The sequence below is a fragment of the Actinokineospora spheciospongiae genome (assembly GCF_000564855.1).
Taxonomy (GTDB): domain Bacteria; phylum Actinomycetota; class Actinomycetes; order Mycobacteriales; family Pseudonocardiaceae; genus Actinokineospora; species Actinokineospora spheciospongiae.
This window is the reverse complement of the sequence record NZ_AYXG01000048.1, coordinates 63,817-80,189: the sequence shown is the minus strand read 5'-3', so window position 1 is coordinate 80,189 and position 16,373 is coordinate 63,817. Positions and strand designations below refer to the sequence as shown.

The following is a 16,373-nucleotide window of genomic DNA, read 5'->3' as shown; positions in this document are numbered from 1 at the left end:
CGGTCCCGATGATCACCGCCGCAGGGAGGACCGTGAACCGCTACGAGCGCCTGAGCGCCCTCCTCGACCTGCTGAGCAACCGGGGGAAGGTCGACGTCGACGCCCTGGCGGCGGACCTGGAGGTCTCCGCCGCCACCATCCGCCGCGACCTCGACCACCTCGCCGAGCAGCAACTCCTCACCCGCACCAGGGGCGGCGCCGTCGCGAACAACGTGGCCTACGACCTGCCCCTGCGCTACAAGACCGCGAGGAACACCTCCCGCAAGGAGCGCATCGGCAGGGCCGCGGCCGCCCTGGTCGAGCGCGGCATGGTCGTCGGCCTCAACGGCGGCACGACCACCACCGAGATCGCCCGCGCCCTCGCCGTCCGCCCCGAGGCCTGCCCGCCAGGCGAACCGGCGTTCACGGTCGTCACCAACGCCCTCAACATCGCCAACGAACTCGCGGTCCGCCCCCACGTCAAGATCGTCGTGACCGGTGGTGTGGCCCGCCCCCAGTCCTTCGAGCTGACCGGCCCCCTCGCCACCCGCATCATCGACGAACTCACCCTTGACATCGTCTTCCTCGGCGTGGACGCCATCAACCCGGTCCACGGCGCCTACGCCCACCACGAGGGCGAGGCCAACGTCAACCGCCTGATGGCCACCCGGGCCCGCCGGGTCGTGGTCATCGCCGACAGCACCAAACTCACCGCCCACGCCTTCGCCCGCATCTGCCCCACCACCTCCCTCGACCTCCTCATCACCGACGCCGACGCCGACCCCGCGATCCTGGCCGGGTTCACCGAGGCGGGGCTCCCCGTGCGAACGGTCTGACCCGCCAACCGGGCAACCCACCAATCGGGCGACGCGCGCCGTCACACCGCCGCGCGCACCTTGTCCATCGCCGTGCCCACGGTGGCCAGTTCCGCGTCGCTGAGGACGTCGATGACCAGGCGGCGGACTTCGCGGACGTGGTCCGCCGCCGCGGCTCGCAGGGCGGCGGCTCCGCCGGGGGTCAGGGCCGCGTGGACGCCGCGCCGGTCCTGGGGGCAGGGCAGGCGGGTGACCAGGCCCGCTCGGGCCAACCGGTCGACCGTCTGCGACAGGCGGGCGCGGGAGTGGCTCAGGCCCGCGGCGAGTTCGGACATGTGCACCTGGTGGTCGGACAGCTCCGAGAGCCGCACCAGCACCTCGTACTCCGCCAGCGACAGCCCGTGCGCGCCGCGCAGGTGCCGGTCGAGGTGGGTGACGAGGCGACCCGCGCCGTCGACCAGGGCGCGCCAGGAGCGTTGCTGTTGTGGTTCGAGCCAGGGCGTCATGGGGTCAGCCTAGGCCCACCGGACGACATAGTTGACAGTGCAACTACATGGGTCTACAGTCCGAGTTGGTTAAAGACTTAACTACTTCGAGCGGCGAGACCTACGGGAAGTGGTCGCATGACTCAGCAACTGTCCGAGGTGGACATCCGACGCGCGGCGGACCGGTTCGCCACGAAGATCGACTGGTTGGACTCCAAGCACTCCTTCGCCTTCGGCCACCACCGCGACCCGGTGAACACCCACCACGGCCTGCTCCTGGTCAACAACGACGACGTCGTCACCCCCGGCGCCGGGTTCGAGACACATCCCCACCGCGACATGGAAATCGTGACGTGGGTCCTGCGCGGCGCCCTGGTGCACCAGGACTCCGAGGGGCACAACGGCATCATCTACCCGGGCCTGGCCCAGCGGATGAGTGCTGGTCGCGGCATCCTCCACTCGGAGAAGAACGACTCCTGGCGGGTGTCCGGCGGCCCCGAGCACACCGAGCCGGTGCACTTCGTGCAGATGTGGGTCGTGCCGGACGAGGCCGGTGGCAAGCCGGGGTACGAACAACTGGAGATCGACCACGAACTGCTCTCCGGCGGCCTGGTGCCGGTCGCCTCCGGGATGGAGCGGCACGCGGACGCGGCGGCCATCCGCATCGGGCAGAAGCACGCGGCCCTGTACGCCGCGCGCATGGAGCCCGGTGGCGTGGTCACCCTCCCCGAGGCCCCGTACGTGCACCTGTTCGTGCCGGTCGGCTCGGTGACCATGGAGGGCAGCGGCCCGCTGACCACCGGCGACGCCGTGCGGCTCACCGCCTCCGGTGGCCAGCGGTTGACCGCCGGTCCCGAGGGCGCGGAGGTCCTGGTGTGGGAGATGCACGCGGGCCTGCGCCTGGGCTGACCCGCCCTCCCGCCGACCCCCGGCCTGCTCCGGGGCGGGGGTCGGTCCGGGACGACCCCCGCCCACGGGCTCGGCAGGTCGACCACCAGTGAGGCCGGTGGCCCTGGTGCGGCGCAGCGGCCGGTGCCGGTAGTCGGCCGAGTGCGGCCGGTCCGGTCGTCGCGCGACGGGGGACCTCAGGCCTTGAACTGCTCGGTGCGCTCCGGGGTGGCCTCGGCCAAGGCGGCCTTGAGCTTGTCGACCGGGAAGTCCTTGCCGTAGCTGGGCGAACCCGGCTGCTGCCGCCACGACTCGTCCAGGGTGCCCGCGTCCACCGGGTCGAACCCCAGGGCGTCGATCAGGTCCGACACCACGGCCTTCGCCGAGGGGTCGTCACCCGCGATGGGCAGCGCGATGCGGTCGGGGCTGCCCGCGGGCAGGCCCTTGTCCTGCAGGTGGGCCGCCGCGATGCCGTTGAACGCCTTCACCACCGGCACCCCCAGGTGGTCGGACACCCAGCGGCTCTCGGTGACGCCGTCCTCGATCTCGGCGATCAGCCCGTCGCGCTCCTTGGGGTAGTAGTTGCCGGTGTCGACGACCACCGCGCCGGGGGCGGCGGCGTCCAGGACGCCCGCGGGCAGGTCCGGGACCCGCTTCTGCGGGATGGTGACCACCACGACCTCCGCGCCCTCGGCCGCCTCGCCCACCGCGACCGCCGTGGCCCCGGTCTCGGCGGCCAGGTCGGCCAGGGTCTCCGGGCCGCGCGAGTTGGCCACCCGCACCTCGTGGCCCAGTCCGCGCAGGCCGCGGGTGAGCGCGCTGCCGATGTTGCCCGCGCCGATGATGCCGATCTTCACTGCGTGCTCCCTCGTCCGATCCGGCGGACCCCGCCGGTCACCGTCTGCAACAACGAGCGGCGAACGGACCATTCCCCGTCCGCATGTTGGGATCGCCCGGTACCCCGGCCGCCGCGGCACCCGATTCGGGGGGGCGGGGCACCGGAATGCTGCGCCTGCGGAAAACGGGTATCGCCGGGGAAACACGCCGGTGACCGGATCGTCGTGGACCATTGTGGGGAATTCCTCGGCCGCGATCGGCTAACGACTTCACACGCTTTGCACAGCGGGGGACAACCGCTCGCCCGGTAGGCTGGGCGGGTGAGCTCGAGACCTTCCGCGCCGACCTTCGCCGACCTGCCCGACGACGGCGGTCCGCTGCCCAGCGGCAGGCACCGCCTGGACCCGGAGCAGGTGCGCGCCTCGCAGCGCGGGAGGCTGCTGCGCGCGGCGCTGTGGACGGCCGCGCACAAGGGCTACCCGGAGATGACGATCGGCGACCTGGTCGAGCGGGCCAGCGTGTCCCGGCGCACCTTCTACGAGCACTTCACCGGCAAGCTCGACTGCTTCCTGGCCGCCATCGACTACGGCGTGTCCGACGTGGTCATCGCCATCGGCGCGGCCGAGACGGCGGTTTCCGGGCAGGACTGGCGGGTGCGGCTGCGCTCGGGCATCCGCGCCTACCTCAAGGTGCTGGCCGCCGCGCCGGAGGCGTCCTGGGCGATCCAGATCGAGACGCTGCGCGCGGGCAACGAGGTGCTGGACAAGGTCATCGAGGGTCGCGACCAGTTCCTGCTGCTCTTCCGCGCCACGCACGCCTACGCCCGGTCGCAGGGCAGCCCGGTGGTGGACGTGTCCGACGAGCTCCTGCACATCCTCGTGGGCGGCATGGCCGACGTGATCCGGGCCTGCCTGCGCACCCGCGGCGCGGCGGCGCTGCCGGAACTGGAGGACTCGATGGTGGAGGCCACGCTCCTGATATTCGGAGTTCCGAACGGAAAATCCGCCGGAGCCGCTGAATCCGCGTGACAAAGCCGGGCTCCCGGAATCCGGACCCTTTTCCGGGGAGCTATTCCGGTGACTCGTCGGGCGTTTCCGCCGACTCGGCCGGTCCGGCGGCGCGGGGCCGCAGGAACACCACCCCCGCCTCCAGGTCCAGCGGGCCGCCGGGGTCGGCGCGCTCGCCCTTGCCCGCGTCCTCCTCGGACACCTTGCGCAGCTTCATGCCCGGGGTGAGTTCACCGAAGGTCGCCATACCCGCACTGTAGGCGTGTGGGCGCGTCCCCGGCGGGGAACACCGCACGGCATGGGTGACTCCTGCGCGGTGGCGCACGGCGGGGCGGGTGGTGGTGGGCGCCAGGGTCGGGGTGATGGGCAACCCGCACCACCCCGCCTCGCACGTGGAAGCGCTGCGCGGGTTGGGGGTGCCGGAGACCGACATCGCCAGGGTGCGCAGGCCGATCGGGCTCGACATCGGGTCCCGGACGCCGCCGGAGATCGCGATCGCCCCGCTGGCCGGTCTGGGGGCCGAGCGCACCGGGCGGCCGGGCGGTTTCGACTCCACCACCCCGGCGGCGGTGGACAGCCGGGCAACCCGGGGGTAACTTCCTAAGCGCTTGCTTAGCATACGACCGCGCCCACAGACCAGCTCCGGAGGAACCCCGTGTCCCAGTCCCGCACCGCCATCGTGACCGGCGCCGCCCGCGGCATCGGCGCCGCCGTGGCCAAGCGCCTCGCCAAGGACGGCTTCGCCGTCGCGGTGGTCGACCTGGACGCGGCGAGCACCGCCGAGACCGTCGGGGCCATCGAGGCCGAGGGCGGCACCGCCCTGGGCGTCGGCGCCGACGTCAGCGACGCCGAGCAGGTCAAGGCCGCCGTCGCCGAGGTCGCCGAGAAGCTGGGCCCGCCCACCGTGCTGGTCAACAACGCGGGCATCCTGCGCGACAACCTGATCTTCAAGATGACCGACTCGGACTGGGACGCGGTCATCGGCGTGCACCTGCGCGGCTCGTTCCTGATGACCCGCGAGGTGCAGAAGCACCAGACCGAGCAGAAGTACGGCCGGATCGTGAACCTGTCCAGCACCTCCGCGCTGGGCAACCGCGGCCAGGCCAACTACGCCACCGCCAAGGCCGGTCTGCAGGGCTTCACCAAGACCCTCGCGATCGAGCTGGGCAAGTTCAACGTCACCGCGAACGCCATCGCCCCCGGTTTCATCGAGACCGAGATGACCGCCGCCACCGCCGAGCGGGTGGGCGTGCCGTTCGAGGACTTCAAGAAGGGCGCCGCCGCGATGATCCCGGTCGGCCGGGTCGGCACCCCCGACGACATCGCCGCCACCGCCTCGTTCCTGGTCAGCGAAGAGGCCGGGTTCGTCTCCGGGCAGGTCATCTACGTCGCGGGCGGGCCCCGGGACTGATCCGGCACCGACCAGCACCGACGCGGCAAGGGAGCCAGACATGCACGTCTTCGACGGCCCGGACTCGATCGCCCCGGCGATCGGCACGCACCTGGGCCACGGCGAGTGGGTGGAGATCACCCAGGAGCGGGTGACCGCCTTCGCCGACGCGACCGACGACCACCAGTGGATTCACGTCGACGCCGACCGCGCCGCGAAGGGCCCGTTCGGCGGGACCGTCGCGCACGGGTACCTGACGCTGTCCCTGCTCCCCATGCTGGGCAAGGGCGTCTACCGGTTCGACAACTTCCTGATGGGCGTCAACTACGGCCTCAACAAGGTCCGCTTCCCGCAGCCGGTCAGGGTCGGGGCCAAGGTCCGGCTGTCCTCGGAGCTGGTCGAGGCCAAGCCGGGCGCCCAGGGCGTGCAGGTGGTGCTGCGCAACACCATCGAGATCGAGGGCGCGGACAAACCCGCCTGCGTCGCCGAGGCCGTGGTGCTGCTGGTGCCCAAGCCGGGCAGCGGCTCGTGAGCGCCCCCACGACCGCGCGGGAGGTCCGCGACCTGGTCGCGGACCTCCTGGCCCGGCACGACCCCGCCACCACCGAGCGCACCGCGTTCCTCAACGCCCGCTGGGAGGCCGGGCTGGCCTGGGTGGGCTTCCCGGTCGGCCTCGGCGGACTCGGCGCCCCGCGGGCGCTGCAGCAGGTCGTGGAGGCCGAGCTGGCCGCCGCGGGCGCCCCGGACAACAACCCCCGCCGGATCGGCATCGGCCTGGGCATGGCCGCGCCGACCATCCTCACCTTCGGCACCGACGAGCAGAAGCAGCGCTTCCTGCGCCCGCTGTGGACCGGCGAGGAGGTGTGGTGCCAGTTGTTCTCCGAACCCGGCGCCGGGTCCGACCTCGCCGCCCTGGGCACCAGGGCCACCCGCGACGGCGAGGACTGGGTGGTCACCGGGCAGAAGGTGTGGACCTCCACCGCGCACACCGCGCGCTGGGCGATCCTGGTGGCCCGCACCGACCCGGACGTGCCCAAGCACGCGGGCATGACGTACTTCGTCTGCGACATGACCGACCCCGGCGTCGAGGTGCGGCCGCTGCGCCAGATCACCGGCGAGGCCGAGTTCAACGAGGTCTTCCTGACCGGCGCCCGCATCCCCGACGCGCACCGCCTCGGCGAGGTCGGCGACGGCTGGCGGGTCGCGCAGACCACCCTGATGAATGAGCGCGTCGCCATCGGCGGCCGGGAGGTGCCGCGCGAGGGCGGCATGGTCGGCGTCGTGTCCGACACCTGGCGCGCGCACCCAGAGCTGCACACCCCCGAGGCGCTCGACCGGCTGACGAAGCTGTGGGTGGAGTCAGAGGCCCTGCGCCACGCCGGGACCCGGATGCGCCAGCAGTTGGCCGCCGGGTCGCCCGGCCCGGAGGGGTCGGCGATGAAGCTGGCGTTCGCCCGGCTGTCGCAGGCGCTGTCCGGGTTCGAGGTGGAACTGCTCGCCGAGGACGGGCTGCGCCACGGCGAGTGGACCATGTTCCGCCCCGAACTGGTCGACTTCACCGGCCGCGACGCCGGTTACCGGTACCTGCGGGCCAAGGGCAACTCCATCGAGGGCGGCACCTCGGAGATCCTGCGCAACATCATCGCCGAGCGGATTCTCGGGCTCCCGTCGGAACCCCGGGTCGACAAGGACGTGCCGTGGAAGGATCTGCCCCGATGAGCCCCGCACCGGACCGCCCCGAGCAGGACCTGCTGTACTCCGACGTCGAGGAGGAACTGCGCGCCAGCGTGCGCGCCCTCCTCGCCGCCCGCGCCGACTCCGCCAGGGTGCTGGGCCGGGTGGAGGACGAGCAGCCGCTCGACCTGGACCTGTGGCGCGCGCTCGCGGTGGACCTCGGCGCGACCTCGCTGCCCATCCCGGAGGCGCTGGGCGGGCAGGGCGCGGGCTTGCGCGAGACCGCGGTCGTCGCCGAGGAACTGGGCCGCTCCGTCGCGCCGGTCCCGTTCCTGGGCAGCGCCGTGCTGGCGACCGGCGCACTGCTGCACCTGCTCGGCCAGGGCGCTGAGCGGGGTGGCCCCGACGCCCAAGCCGAGGCGGCGCTGACCCGGCTCGCCGAGGGCGCGGCCACGGCGGCGCTCGTCATCCCGCTGTCGACGTACCCCGGCGGCCCGCTGCCCGCGGTCTCGGCCGACGGCGACGCGCTGACCGGCACGGTCCGGTCGGTGGCCGACGCCGCGGTGGCCGACCTGCTGGTCGTGCTCGCCGGGGACGTGCTGTTCCTGGTCGAGGCCGCCGCGGCGCGGGTCACCCCGGTCGTGTCGCTGGACCTGACCCGCCCGGTGGCCGACGTCGTGCTGGACGCGACGCCCGGCGTGCGGCTGTCCGGGTCCGGCGAGGCGGCGGTGCGCGCCGCCGTGCTCGTCGGCGCGGGCATCCTGGCCTCCGAGCAGGTCGGGATCGCCGAGTGGTGCCTGAGCACCACCGTCGCCTACCTCAAGGAGCGCTACCAGTTCGGCAGGCCGGTCGGCTCGTTCCAGTCGCTCAAGCACCGCCTCGCCGACCTGTGGCAGGAACTCGTCCTCGCCCGCGCGGCGGCCAGGGCGGCGGCGGACGCACTGGCGACCGGGGCCGAGGACCTGGAGATCACGGTGCTGGTGGCGCAGTCGCTGTGCGCCGCGGTGGCCCTGCACGCGGCCGAGGAGGCGGTGCAACTGCACGGCGGCATCGGCATGACCTGGGAGCACCCGGTGCACCTGTACCTCAAGCGCGCCAAGGCCGACGAGATCGCGCTGGGCACCCCCGGCAGGCACCGGGCGGCCCTGGCCCCGCTGGTGGGCCTCACCGCATGACCGAACCGGTCGACCTGTGGCCCGACGTCCGCCCGGACGCGGCCAAGCGGCTGATGGCGGCGGCCGTGGAAGCCTTCGCCGAGCGGGGCTTCCACGCCACCACCACCCGCGACATCGCCACCGCCGCCGGGATGAGCCCGGCGGCGCTGTACGTGCACTTCCCGTCCAAGGCGGCGGTGCTGTTCGCCATCAGCCGCAGCGGCCACGAGCGGGCGCTGAACATGGTGACCGCGGCGGCCGGTGCCCCCGGCGACCCGCTGACCCGGATGCGCGCCCTGGTGGCCGGGTTCACCACCTGGCACGCCACCCGGCACCGGGTCGCCCGGATCGTGCAGTACGAGCTGCACGCGTTGCGCCCGGCGGACTTCGAGGTCGTCGCGGACCTGCGCCGCCGCACCGAGCGCACGGTCCGCGACCTCATCGCCGAGGGGGTCGCGGCCTCGGCGTTCACCGTCGCCGACACCCCGACCGCGGCCAGGGCGATCCTGTCGCTGTGCGTGGACGTCGCCCGCTGGTACACCCCGGAGTCCAAACCGGACCCGACCGAGCTCGGCGCCCGCTACGCCGACCTGGTCGCGGCCATGCTCGGCGCGGTCACCGCGTAGACCGGCCTGCCGGGCCGGGCCTGACGGCGGGGCCGAGAGGTTGATCATGAAGTCGATCTGGCGGTGGGCCAGGGCGTCCCAGTCGCCGGAGCCCGGCAGCGGGCGGGACAGCAGTGAGGTGGCCACGACCAGGTCTTCCGGGGTGAGGTCCGCGCGCAGTTCACCGGCGGCCTGACCGCGGTCGAGGAGCGAGTGCAGGGCGGTGCGGACGTCCGCCTGGCGCCTGCGGGTGGCGGCGGTGAAAACCGGTGGGCCGCCGTGCAGGGGGAGCACGAAGCGCTCGCGGTCGCGCAGGGTGGCCAGGAAGAACAGCCGGATGCCCTCCGCGGCGGGACCGGGGTGCTCGGCGGCTGCCCGCGCGTTGTCCACCGCGAGGCCGAACGAGCGGTGGACGAGGGCTTCGACCAGTTCCCCGCGGGTGGCGAAGTGGCGGTAGACCGTCCCGACCCCCACGCCCGCGCGCTCGGCGATCTTGGCCATCGGCACCTTCTCCCCCTCGCCGCGGATGAGTCCCCGGCGCCGGGCAGGTGCGGGTGCGGGTGCGGGTCGCCGCGACGACGTCCAACGGCGTCGACGGCAATATCCGCGCCGGCCTCATGCGGGGCCCGATGCCCCTGACCCTGCCGCACATCCCCGGTCTGGACGTCGCGGGGACGATCGATGCGCTCGGCGGGGGCGTCACCGACCTCGGGGTCGGTGACCGGGTCGTCGGCTTCCTGCCGTTCGTCGTCGACGGCGCCGCGGCGGCGGGCGCCCACGTGATCGCCACCGGCAGCCCCCGCCGCCGCGATCGGCTCGCGGCGGCGGGTGCCGCCGAGGTCGTCGACCACACCACCACCGAGGTGGGCACCGCGGTCACCGAGCCGGTCGACGTCCTGCTCAACCTCGCGCCGATCGACCCCGCCGGGTTCGCGGCCCTGGCCGCCCTGGTCCGCGACGGCGGTGTCGTGGTCAACACCACCGTGTGGATGCCCGCCCCCGCCGACGAGGAGCGCGGTGTGCGGGGCATCGACCTGTACGTCCGCAGCGACGCCGGGCAACTGTCGGAACTCGTGGCCCGGGTGGACCGCGGCGAACTGACCGTCGACGTCGCCGAACGCGTCCCGCTGGCCGACCTGCCGTCGGTCCACGCCAGGGCTGCGACGGGAACTCTCCGGGGCAAGGTCATCGTGGTTCCGTCCACGGCCTGACCCGTTCGTCCGACAAGCGACGAACAACTCCCTAGTCGTTCATCCGCATGAGCCGGAGGGTGGCGCGGGCGGCGGCGGCGACCTCGGGCCAGAGCGGGTGCGTCAGGTACTCGTGCTCGTCGCGCACGCGGTCTTGGGTCTCGACGTCGACGGAGACGCGGAGGACGAGAGCGACCAGGGTGCGCATCGCGGTCGCCTCCCTCTCGTCGTGCAGCTTCACGCCGATGCTCTCGGACGGGTCGGACTCGTTGTAGTGGTTGTCCTCGACCACCCGGGCGATCGCGTTCCGGACGCTTCCCTGCCGCCCGCCGGTGTTCTCCGGGGAGACCGTGCCGAGCACCTCCAGGCCCGCTTCGGTGTCGGCGCGCATGTCGAGGAAACGGGCTGGTGGACGATCGCTGTAGGTGGCGGACGTGCCGGGGATGGTGTGGGTGTCGTTGGCGCGCATGAGGTCCAGGGCCTTGTGTGCGGCTGCCACCACCTGTGGCCAGAGGTGGTGTGCGAGTTCGGCCTCCTCGCCCCCGAAGACCTCGTCCTCGATGCGGAGGAGGAGGGTGACGATGGTTCGCAGAGCTGTGGCCTCTTCTTCGTCGTGGAACTTCCAGCCGATGCTGTCGGAGGGGGCGTACTGGTCGAAGAAGTGGTCTTCGACCACGTGGGCGAAGGCGTCGAGGAGTTCGCCCCGGTGCTCGGAGATGTTGTCCAGGGTGATGGTGGTGTGCAGCTCCAGGCCGTGCATCATGGTGTAGCGCATGGCTGGGTACCGGACTTGGCGGTGACGATCTTCGAGCATGCGGTGACCGTAGACGGTGCGCCGGGGCGGCTCGGAGGTGTTTTTCCGGTGGCGGGCCGAGCGGCGAGGTCCCCCGCGCGGTCGGCGGCCGTGCGCTGCCGCTGCTCGACGGCGTCCGCCTACACCTGGGTCGTCGGGGCCCAGTTGCCGTGGAAGCCCTCGGGGACGCGGACCGGGAGGTGCACCGCGGCGACCCGGTCGAGGGTGGACGCGTCCAGGATGGTCAGGTCGGTGCTGTCGGTGCGCGGGTTGTGCGCGAAGCCCATCAGCACGCCGTCGTCCTCGGGGGCGTCGGGGGTGCGGGGGTGGAAGACGAACTCGCCGATCGAGGCGCCGTGCTTGAAGCGGCGGTTGGTGACCGCGCCGGTGCGGTAGTCGTGCTTGAGCAGGGTGTCGCTGAGGCCGTCGCGGTTGAAGGCGACGCTGTAGCCGTAGCGGTGGCGGCGGCCGGTCAGGCGTTCGTCGACCCGGGGGAACTCCTGCGGGCGGTCGTCCACCCTGGACTGGGTGACCTTGCCGGTGGTCAGGTCGACCGTCCACTGGTCGAGGGTGGGCGGTCCCTCGGTGGGGCCGTGCGGGTCGGTGTCGAAGGTGCGGTCGTGGCGGACCACGTCGAGGACGACCGAGTCGCCGGAGTCGTAGGCGTTGACGGCGTGGTAGACGTAGCCGGGTTCGACGTCGAACCAGCGGACGTCGGCCGCGGTGCCCTCCCTGGGCAGCAGGCCGACCCTGGCCGGGTAGCGGTCGTCCCAGCCGTAGGGCAGGTTCGCGTTGGACCCGGCGCTGCCCGTCATCGCGGTGGCGATCGGGTCCGGCACCCGCACCCGGCCGATGAGCGCCGAGAGCACCAGCCGCACCGGCGCGCGCATCAGCCGGGGCACCCCGGTGGCGACGGCCTTCTCCGCGTTGAAGGTGACCGGCAGGTCGTAGATGACGACGTACTTCTCGGTCAGCGAGAAGTTGTGCATCATCGGGCTGCCGCCGACCGGCACGTCCACCTGGCGGCGCAGCCTGCCGTCGGCGCCGATCACGGTGTAGCGGACCTTGTTGCCCCAGCCGAAGTAGTACGACACCGCGTGCAGTTCCCCGGTGGCCGGGTCGCGCAGGGGGTGGGCGGTGTAGCCGCCGCGCAGGGTGCCGTCGAAGTCGCAGGAGCCGACGGTGTCGAGTTCGTCGGACAGCTCGTAGTTGGTGATGCCGCCCTCGACGAGCGCCAGGGTCTTGCCCGCGTGCTCGATGACGTTGGTGTTCGCGCCGAGCGTGGGCAGCGTGCCCGGGGTGGGCGCCGGGCCGCCCATGGCCTGGGTCCGCACCCACCGGTTGCGGTACCACTCGGCCTTGCCGTCGCGCAGCCGCACGCCGTGCACCATGCCGTCGCCGGTGAACCAGTTGTAGGCGTCCGGGTCGACCTCGGCGACGGGGTTGGGGCCGTTGCGCAGGAAGCGGCCGTCGAGGAAGTCGGGGATCACCCCGGTCACGGCCAGGTCGGTGAGCGTGTGCTCCTGGTGCACGGGGGCGTAGTTGGCCTCCAGGTACGGGTTGCCCATCGGAATCCCCTTCTTGGCTATAACCGTGTTATGTCGATAGGTATAACCGAGTTATGCCAGAATGGCAAGCATGGCCGAGCCGCACGTGCGCGAGAAACTGGTGACCGCCGCCCTGGACCTGCTGGCCCACGGCGGTCCCGACGCGGTGCAGGCGCGCAAGGTCGCCGCCGAGGTCGGCGCCTCGACGATGGCCGTCTACACCCACTTCGGGAACATGGGCAGGCTCGTCGACGCGATCGCCGCCGAGGGCTTCCGCCGCCTCGGCGCCCGCCTCGACGCCGTCGCGCGCACCGACGACCCCATGGCCGACCTCACCAACCTGGGCCTGGCCTACCGGGCGCACGCCCAGGACAACCCCGACCTGTACCGGGTCATGTTCGGCGTCACCTCCATCGGCGGCCACCGCCCCACGCCCAACGACCCCACCACGGCCCCGGACGACCCCGACGACGTCGCCCTGGGCACCTTCGGCGCCCTCACCGACGCGGTCGAGGCGGTCATCGCGGCGGGCCTGATCCGCCCGGTCGCCCCGGCCAGGATGTCCGCGCAGCTCTGGAGCGCCCTGCACGGCTTCGTCCTGCTGGAGATCGCCGGGTTCCACGGCACCGACGGGGTGGAGCGGGTGCTGGCGCCGATGATGATGAACCTGCTGGCGGGCGCGGGCTACCGGGCCGGTCCCTGACGCCGCACCAGCGCGGCGACCCTGGTGGCGGCGACGGCGAGGCAGCCCGGCGTGGTCACCGCGAGCACGAGCACGAAGGTCGGGTACAGGTAGGCGACCTGGAGCCAGGACACCTCGCGCCCCCGGTAGAGCAAGCCCACGACCCCGCCGAGCGTGGCCAGCAGCAGGGCGGGCAGCAGCAGCACCGACAGCCGCACGGCGGTCCACGGCCCGACCCGGCGCTTCGCCGCCCACCGCCGCGCGCGGACCACACCGCGGACCACGCCGGCGCAAACCCCCAGGCCCGCCCCGAGCAGCACCAGGTCCACGACGAGGTACGGGTCCTCCGCCGGTGCCCGTTCCCTGCCCTCGACCAGCGCGATGAGCCGTTCCCCGATCGCCTGGGCGTCGCCGTGCCGCGACCCGGTGTTGGCCATGACGGCGATGCCGTACCCCGAGGCGGGGAGCACCGCCTGGTAGGCGGTCGAGGTGAACAGGTCGCCGCCGTGGTCGAGCAGCGGTGCGCCGGACCCGGTGGCACCGGTGAACCAGCCCAGGGCGTACGAGCCCGACCGGGCGGACGGCGTGTGCGTCGCGGCGATGGTCTCCGGGGTGGCGACCGACCCGCCGGTCGGGCCGCGCCCGCCGTTGTTCTGCGCGATGAGCCACGCGGCCAGGTCGTGCGCGGAGGACAGCACGCCACCGGAACCGTTGCCGAACGCGGGCGGTTCGGGCAGCGCCACCGCCGCGCCCAGGACCTTGAGGTGCCCCCGCGCGCTCGGCGGCAGGTCGCGTTCGGTGTCGACGGTCTCGCTCCCGCCCATGCCGAGCGGCTCGAACACGCGGCGGCGCAGGTGATCCCGGAACGGCGAGCCGCCCACGACCTCCACCAGCCGGGCGGCGACCTGGAAGTTCTGGTTGTGGTAGTCCCACCGGGTTCCGGGGTCGGCGGCCAGTTCCGCGCCCCGCACCGCGGCGACGGCCTCGCGCAGGGTGCGCACGCCGACCTCGGGGGCGGCGGTCCGGTCGGACAGGCCGGAGGTCTGGTCCAGCAGTTGCCGCACGGTCACCTCGGCGCCGCGCGGGTCGGCCGGGGCGAACTCCGGCAGGTGCGCCTGGACGGGGTCGTCGAGCCGGAGGCGGCCGTCCTGCGCCAGTTGCGCGACCGCCAGGGCGGTGAACGACTTGCTGACCGAGGCGACCGCCATCGCGGTGTGCTCGGAAACGGGGGCGCCACCGGCGGTGCGGCCGTACCCGGCGGTCCGCACCACGGCGGTGCCGCGGGTGACGGCCACCGCCACCCCCGGGAGGGTCGTCTGCGACCGGTACGCCTCGACCACGGCGTCGACGGCATCGGCGTCGACGGTCGCGGGAGGTGCGGTGAGCGTGGTGGCGAGGAGCAGCGCGGACAGGGTGGAGGTGAGCACGGCGGGAGTCTCGCGGCGTTGCGTGCGGCGCACATCGGACCGTGGTCCGAGTTCGGCGGGTCGCGTCCTGGATACCGTGGCGCCCATGCTCGGTACGAGAGGCGCGCGGGTGCTCGACGTGGTCGCGGTGGCCGTGGTCGTGGCGCTGGCCGTGGTGCGGTCACCGCAGGCGGGTCCGCTCGGGTGGGGGGTGGCCGCGGCGCTCGGCGCCGCCGTTGCCGCGCGCCGGTGGCGGCCGGTCGCCGCACTGGTCGCGGCGGGGGCGATCGGGGTGGCGGCGCTCGTCGTCGGAACCGGGGAAGACGCCGTGGCCGTGGCGGTCGGGCTGGCGCTGTACCGAGTGGCGCTCACCTCGGCCAGAGCCGGTTTCCTGGGGGTCGCGGGGGCGTTGTCGGGCGTGATCGGGGTGGGGATCGTGGTGTGGGCCGCCCCCGGTCTGCCGCTCGTCCCGGCGCCGGAGGGGGCGGAGTCGTTCAGCACCACCCCTTTGTCCGCGGCGGTCTACAGCGCGGTGGTCATCACCGGGGCGTGGGCGCTGGCCGCGGCGGTGCGCACCCGCGGGCGGCACGCCGCCGAGCTGGTGGAGTCGCGCACCGCGCGGGCGGTCGCCGAGGAACGCCTGCGCATCGCCAGGGACATCCACGACGTGGTCGGGCACAGCCTCAGCCTGATCACCATGAAGGCCGCGGTCGCCAACGCCGTGGCGCAGGACCGCCCGCGCGAGCGGGAAGACGCGCTGCGGACCATCGAGCAGGTCAGCCGCGCCGCCCTGGCGGACGTCCGGACGGTCCTGGGCGCGGTGCGCGCGCCCACCACCCCGGCCCTGGACGACCTGGTGGACGCCGCCCGGTCGGCCGGGGTCACCGTCACCACCGACCAGGCCGACCTGACCGGCGCACCGGCCGCCGTGCGGATCTCCGCCCTCCGCATCGCCCAGGAGGCCCTGACCAACGTCCGCCGCCACGCCCGCCCGCCCCACTGCCACCTGAGGACGTCCGTGGAACCCGGCGCCCTCACCGTGTCCGTCGTCGACGAGGGCACGACCCCGCCGGGTCCGCCGGGCCACGGGCTGCTCGGCATCCGGGAACGGGTCGCCCTGCACGGCGGCACCCTGCACGCGGGCGCCGCCCCCGGCGGCGGCTTCACCGTCCACGCCGTCCTCCCGTTCGACACCGCCCTCCCGTGCGATGCCGCCCTCCCGTCCGAGGGGACCGCGCCGCGTGCCACCTGAGCCGATCCGCGTCCTGCTCGCCGACGACGAACCCGAGTACCGCGCCACCGTGCGGACGCTGCTGGAGGTCACCGCGGGCATCGAGGTGGTCGCCGAGGCGGGCACCGGCCGCGCCGCCTGCGACCTCGCCGCCCGCCACCGCCTCGACGTGGCGGTCCTCGACGTCCGCATGCCCGACCTCGACGGGATCGCCGCCACCCGGCGGATCACCGTCCTGCCCGAGGCCCCCAGGGTCCTCGTCCTCACCACCTTCGACCTCGACGCCGCGGTGTACGAGACCCTCCGCGCGGGGGCCAGCGGCTTCCTGCTCAAGGACGTACCGCCACCGCGGCTCGTCGACGGCATCCGGACCGTCGCCGCGGGGGAGGCCCTGCTCGCCCCGGCGGTCACCCGCAGGCTCATCGCGGACTTCCTCCGCGCCCCCACCCGCTCCCTCGACGGTGTGACCGCCCGGGAGCGCGAAGTCCTCACCCTGATCACGCGCGGGCTGTCCAACGCGGAGATCGAGGAGGCCCTGCACCTGAGCAGGCACACGGTGAAGACCCACATCGGCCACCTCAGGGCCAAACTGTCCACCCGCGACCGGGCGCAGTTGGTCATCGCGGGCTACGAAGCGGGCCTCGCCGACGACAGGCCCGCTCCCTGACCGCGCCCCGACCGGTCCTGTGT

17 protein-coding genes and 3 pseudogenes are annotated in these 16,373 nt (G+C 73.4%); 13 read left to right on the top strand and 7 right to left on the bottom strand.

The window, feature by feature from the left end; all coding sequences use genetic code 11:
- Positions 1–32: 32 nt before the first annotated feature.
- Positions 33–815: a DeoR/GlpR family DNA-binding transcription regulator gene (locus UO65_RS06655; protein WP_035279782.1), complete on the top strand. Its 783-nt coding sequence runs from the start codon at positions 33–35 to the stop codon at positions 813–815.
- 41 nt (positions 816–856) lie between these two features.
- Here UO65_RS06655 and UO65_RS06650 read toward each other — a convergent pair whose 3' ends face one another.
- Positions 857–1,300 carry a MarR family winged helix-turn-helix transcriptional regulator gene (locus tag UO65_RS06650; protein ID WP_035279781.1) on the bottom strand — a complete coding sequence of 148 codons (444 nt, stop codon included), beginning with the start codon at positions 1,298–1,300 and terminating at the stop codon, positions 857–859.
- A 117-nt stretch (positions 1,301–1,417) separates the two neighbouring features.
- Here UO65_RS06650 and UO65_RS06645 point away from each other — a divergent pair, with 117 nt between their 5' ends.
- Complete coding sequence (locus tag UO65_RS06645; protein WP_035279780.1) at positions 1,418–2,188, top strand: pirin family protein; 771 nt, start codon at positions 1,418–1,420, stop codon at positions 2,186–2,188.
- A 176-nt stretch (positions 2,189–2,364) separates the two neighbouring features.
- On the opposite strand, the gene UO65_RS06640 is transcribed toward UO65_RS06645, so the two are convergent.
- Positions 2,365–3,024 (bottom strand): NADPH-dependent F420 reductase, encoded by a 660-nt coding sequence (locus tag UO65_RS06640; RefSeq protein WP_035279779.1) that lies wholly within the window; start codon positions 3,022–3,024, stop codon positions 2,365–2,367.
- Between the two features lie 300 nt (positions 3,025–3,324).
- Here UO65_RS06640 and UO65_RS33100 point away from each other — a divergent pair, with 300 nt between their 5' ends.
- Positions 3,325–4,032, top strand: coding sequence for a TetR/AcrR family transcriptional regulator (locus tag UO65_RS33100; RefSeq protein ID WP_052020818.1), 708 nt, complete (start codon positions 3,325–3,327; stop codon positions 4,030–4,032).
- Between the two features lie 40 nt (positions 4,033–4,072).
- Here UO65_RS33100 and UO65_RS06630 read toward each other — a convergent pair whose 3' ends face one another.
- Positions 4,073–4,258 (bottom strand): hypothetical protein, encoded by a 186-nt coding sequence (locus UO65_RS06630; protein WP_035279777.1) that lies wholly within the window; start codon positions 4,256–4,258, stop codon positions 4,073–4,075.
- A 106-nt stretch (positions 4,259–4,364) separates the two neighbouring features.
- On the opposite strand from UO65_RS06630, the pseudogene UO65_RS06625 reads away from it, so the two are divergent.
- The 6 genes and pseudogenes from UO65_RS06625 to UO65_RS06600 form a co-directional block, all read left to right on the top strand.
- A pseudogene (locus UO65_RS06625) lies at positions 4,365–4,607 on the top strand (XdhC family protein); the annotation flags it as partial.
- Between the two features lie 59 nt (positions 4,608–4,666).
- Entirely contained in the window at positions 4,667–5,422 is a 756-nt protein-coding gene (gene fabG, locus UO65_RS06620; RefSeq protein ID WP_035279775.1) for a 3-oxoacyl-ACP reductase FabG, read from the top strand.
- A gap of 40 nt (positions 5,423–5,462) precedes the next feature.
- Positions 5,463–5,933: a MaoC family dehydratase gene (locus UO65_RS06615; protein WP_035279773.1), complete on the top strand. Its 471-nt coding sequence runs from the start codon at positions 5,463–5,465 to the stop codon at positions 5,931–5,933.
- Positions 5,930–7,120: an acyl-CoA dehydrogenase family protein gene (locus UO65_RS06610; protein ID WP_035279770.1), complete on the top strand. Its 1,191-nt coding sequence runs from the start codon at positions 5,930–5,932 to the stop codon at positions 7,118–7,120. Before UO65_RS06615 ends, UO65_RS06610 begins: the two co-directional genes overlap by 4 nt.
- Positions 7,117–8,250: an acyl-CoA dehydrogenase family protein gene (locus tag UO65_RS06605; protein ID WP_035279768.1), complete on the top strand. Its 1,134-nt coding sequence runs from the start codon at positions 7,117–7,119 to the stop codon at positions 8,248–8,250. Before UO65_RS06610 ends, UO65_RS06605 begins: the two co-directional genes overlap by 4 nt.
- On the top strand, positions 8,247–8,855 hold the full coding sequence (locus tag UO65_RS06600) for a TetR/AcrR family transcriptional regulator (RefSeq protein WP_035279767.1): 609 nt from the start codon (positions 8,247–8,249) through the stop codon (positions 8,853–8,855). Before UO65_RS06605 ends, UO65_RS06600 begins: the two co-directional genes overlap by 4 nt.
- Before the next feature lie 405 nt (positions 8,856–9,260).
- On the opposite strand, the pseudogene UO65_RS38925 reads toward UO65_RS06600, so the two are convergent.
- Positions 9,261–9,335, bottom strand: a pseudogene (locus UO65_RS38925) (TetR family transcriptional regulator); the annotation flags it as partial.
- Positions 9,336–9,364: 29 nt separating this feature from the next.
- Here UO65_RS38925 and UO65_RS06595 point away from each other — a divergent pair.
- Positions 9,365–10,045 (top strand): annotated as a pseudogene (locus tag UO65_RS06595) (zinc-binding dehydrogenase); the annotation flags it as partial.
- Between the two features lie 31 nt (positions 10,046–10,076).
- On the opposite strand, the gene UO65_RS06590 reads toward UO65_RS06595, so the two are convergent.
- Together UO65_RS06590 and UO65_RS06585 are read right to left on the bottom strand one after the other, a co-directional pair.
- On the bottom strand, positions 10,077–10,838 hold the full coding sequence (locus tag UO65_RS06590) for an SCO4402 family protein (protein ID WP_152552003.1): 762 nt from the start codon (positions 10,836–10,838) through the stop codon (positions 10,077–10,079).
- Positions 10,839–10,957: 119 nt separating this feature from the next.
- Positions 10,958–12,385, bottom strand: a complete 1,428-nt coding sequence (locus UO65_RS06585; RefSeq protein WP_035279765.1) for a carotenoid oxygenase family protein — start codon at positions 12,383–12,385, stop codon at positions 10,958–10,960.
- Between the two features lie 70 nt (positions 12,386–12,455).
- Between UO65_RS06585 and UO65_RS06580 the strand changes: the two genes are divergently transcribed.
- A complete protein-coding gene (locus UO65_RS06580) occupies positions 12,456–13,067 on the top strand; it encodes a TetR/AcrR family transcriptional regulator (protein WP_052020816.1) in 612 nt (203 codons plus the stop codon).
- Here the strand turns inward: UO65_RS06580 and UO65_RS06575 are convergent.
- Positions 13,049–14,473 (bottom strand): serine hydrolase domain-containing protein, encoded by a 1,425-nt coding sequence (locus tag UO65_RS06575; protein WP_035279764.1) that lies wholly within the window; start codon positions 14,471–14,473, stop codon positions 13,049–13,051. The two genes, UO65_RS06580 and UO65_RS06575, sit on opposite strands and share 19 nt — an antisense overlap.
- An 85-nt stretch (positions 14,474–14,558) precedes the next feature.
- On the opposite strand from UO65_RS06575, the gene UO65_RS06570 reads away from it, so the two are divergent.
- Both UO65_RS06570 and UO65_RS06565 read left to right on the top strand, forming a co-directional pair.
- Positions 14,559–15,704, top strand: coding sequence for a sensor histidine kinase (locus tag UO65_RS06570; protein WP_152552002.1), 1,146 nt, complete (start codon positions 14,559–14,561; stop codon positions 15,702–15,704).
- Positions 15,694–16,350, top strand: coding sequence for a response regulator (locus tag UO65_RS06565; RefSeq protein ID WP_035279763.1), 657 nt, complete (start codon positions 15,694–15,696; stop codon positions 16,348–16,350). The genes UO65_RS06570 and UO65_RS06565 overlap by 11 nt, the downstream gene beginning before the upstream one ends.
- Positions 16,351–16,373: the final 23 nt, after the last annotated feature.

What these genes read in the sequence shown, in the direction of transcription:
- UO65_RS06615 (WP_035279773.1), top strand. Translation starts at nt 5,463, where the DNA reads ATGCACGTCTTCGACGGCCCGGACTCGATCGCCCCGGCGATCGGCACG.
- UO65_RS06600 (WP_035279767.1), top strand. Translation starts at nt 8,247, where the DNA reads ATGACCGAACCGGTCGACCTGTGGCCCGACGTCCGCCCGGACGCGGCC.
- UO65_RS06630 (WP_035279777.1), bottom strand. Translation starts at nt 4,258, where the DNA reads ATGGCGACCTTCGGTGAACTCACCCCGGGCATGAAGCTGCGCAAGGTG.
- UO65_RS06570 (WP_152552002.1), top strand. Translation starts at nt 14,559, where the DNA reads ATGCTCGGTACGAGAGGCGCGCGGGTGCTCGACGTGGTCGCGGTGGCC.
- UO65_RS06605 (WP_035279768.1), top strand. Translation starts at nt 7,117, where the DNA reads ATGAGCCCCGCACCGGACCGCCCCGAGCAGGACCTGCTGTACTCCGAC.
- UO65_RS06650 (WP_035279781.1), bottom strand. Translation starts at nt 1,300, where the DNA reads ATGACGCCCTGGCTCGAACCACAACAGCAACGCTCCTGGCGCGCCCTG.
- UO65_RS06590 (WP_152552003.1), bottom strand. Translation starts at nt 10,838, where the DNA reads ATGCTCGAAGATCGTCACCGCCAAGTCCGGTACCCAGCCATGCGCTAC.
- UO65_RS06580 (WP_052020816.1), top strand. Translation starts at nt 12,456, where the DNA reads ATGGCCGAGCCGCACGTGCGCGAGAAACTGGTGACCGCCGCCCTGGAC.
- UO65_RS06585 (WP_035279765.1), bottom strand. Translation starts at nt 12,385, where the DNA reads ATGGGCAACCCGTACCTGGAGGCCAACTACGCCCCCGTGCACCAGGAG.
- UO65_RS06645 (WP_035279780.1), top strand. Translation starts at nt 1,418, where the DNA reads ATGACTCAGCAACTGTCCGAGGTGGACATCCGACGCGCGGCGGACCGG.